Source organism: Pseudomonas sp., assembly GCF_037994325.1.
In the GTDB taxonomy this organism is placed as follows: Bacteria; Pseudomonadota; Gammaproteobacteria; order Pseudomonadales; family Pseudomonadaceae; genus Aquipseudomonas.
In genome coordinates, this window is the sequence record NZ_JBBNAH010000215.1 from 1 (window position 1) to 1,996 (window position 1,996).

At 62.2% G+C, this 1,996-nt stretch carries 1 protein-coding gene; it reads left to right on the forward strand.

Going from position 1 to position 1,996, the window contains the following annotated elements:
* Nucleotides 1–1,996, forward strand: a 1,996-nt coding sequence (locus AAAB16_RS07340; RefSeq protein WP_340662756.1) for a VCBS domain-containing protein, incomplete at both ends; no start/stop codon positions are given.

Consider the following 1,996-nt stretch of genomic DNA (forward strand, 5'->3'; position numbering starts at 1 on the left):
GCCGACGGCAGCTTCAGCTACAACACCAACGGCAAATTCGACGCGCTGAAAGCCGGCGAAGTGGCCACCGACACCTTTACCTACACCATCAGCGACGGCCATGGCGGTACCGATACCGCCACAGCCACCGTGACCATCATCGGCACCAACGATGCGCCGACCGTCAGCGGTACCAGCACCGGCGCCGTGGTCGAAGCCGGCAACCTGGACGACGGCAGCGTAGTCAGCGGCCAACCGACAGCCACCGGCACCCTCACCGCCACCGACGTCGATAACGGTTCTAGCACCACCTGGAGCCTGGCCAACGGCACTGGCGCGTTTGGCACCTTGGCGATTACGGCTGCTGGCGTATGGACTTACACCCTGAACAACAGCGCAGCCGCCACCCAGGCGCTGACCGAAGGGCAGACGGGCAAAGAGACCTTCACCGCCACGGTGACCGACAACAATGGCGCGACCGTCACTCAGCTCATCACCATTGACGTTACCGGCACCAACGACGCACCAACTGTCAGCGCCCCGCTGCTGGCCAGCGGCACTGAAGATGGCGCCAACGTGGTGGTTAACCTGCTTAGCGGCGCTAGCGACGTAGACACGGGTGCAGTGCTGAGTATCGCCAATGTCAGCGCCTTGCCGGCCGGGGTCACCCTCAACGGCAGCACCCTGACGGTGAACCCAGCCGATGCCAGCTTCCAATCCTTGGCAGCCGGCGCAAGCAAAGACATCGTCGTGACCTACAACGTGGTCGACGACAACGGCGCCAAGGTCGCGCAGACCGCCACCATCACCGTTACCGGCACTAACGATGCGCCGACTGTAAGCGGTGCTGTGGTTGCCACCGCCGCCGAAGACAGCGCCAGCTTTAACGTCAACCTGCTCTCCGGCGCCAGCGACGTCGATAGCGGCGCGGTGCTCAGCGTGAGCAACGTCGGCACCCTGCCAGCCGGCGTTACCCGCAGCGGCAACATCCTGACCGTGAACCCGGCCGATGCTAGCTTCCAATCGTTGAACGTCGGTGAAAGCAAAGTCCTGACCATCACCTACAACGTGATCGACGACAACGGCGCCACAGTTGCACAAACCGCTACCATCACCATCACTGGCACTAACGATGCGCCGACGGTAAGTGGTGCAGTGGTTGCCACAGCGGCCGAAGACAGCGCCAGCTTTAACGTTGACCTGCTTGCAGGCGCCAGCGATGTCGACCACGGCGCGGTGCTAAACGTCACCGACGTCGGCACCTTGCCAGCGGGCGTTACCCGTACCGGCAACACCCTCACCGTGAACCCGGCCGATGCCAGCTTCCAGTCGTTGAATGTGGGCGAAAGCAAAGTGCTCACCATCACTTACAACGTGATTGACGACAACGGCGCCAAGGTCGCGCAGACCGCCACCATCACCGTTACCGGCACTAACGATGCGCCGACTGTAAGCGGTGCAGTGGTTGCCACCGCCGCCGAAGACAGCGCCAGCTTTAACGTCAACCTGTTGAGCGGCGCCAGCGACGTCGACCACGGCGCGGTACTGAACGTCACCGACGTCGGCACCTTGCCAGCGGGCGTTACTCGTACCGGTAATACGCTGACCGTAAACCCGGCTGATGCCAGCTTCCAATCGTTGAACGTCGGTGAAAGCAAAGTCCTGACCATCACCTACAACGTGATCGACGACAACGGCGCCACAGTTGCACAAACCGCTACTATCACCATCACTGGCACTAACGATGCGCCGACTGTAAGCAGTGCAATCGTCGCCACAGCGGCCGAAGACAGCGCCAGCTTTAACGTTGACCTGCTTGCAGGCGCCAGCGATGTCGACCACGGCGCGGTGCTGAACGTCACCGACGTCGGCGCCCTGCCAGCGGGCGTTACCCGTACCGGCAACACCCTCACCGTGAACCCGGCTGATGCCAGCTTCCAGTCGTTGAATGTGGGCGAAAGCAAAGTGCTCACCATCACTTACAACGTGATTGACGACAACGGCGCCAAGGTCGCGC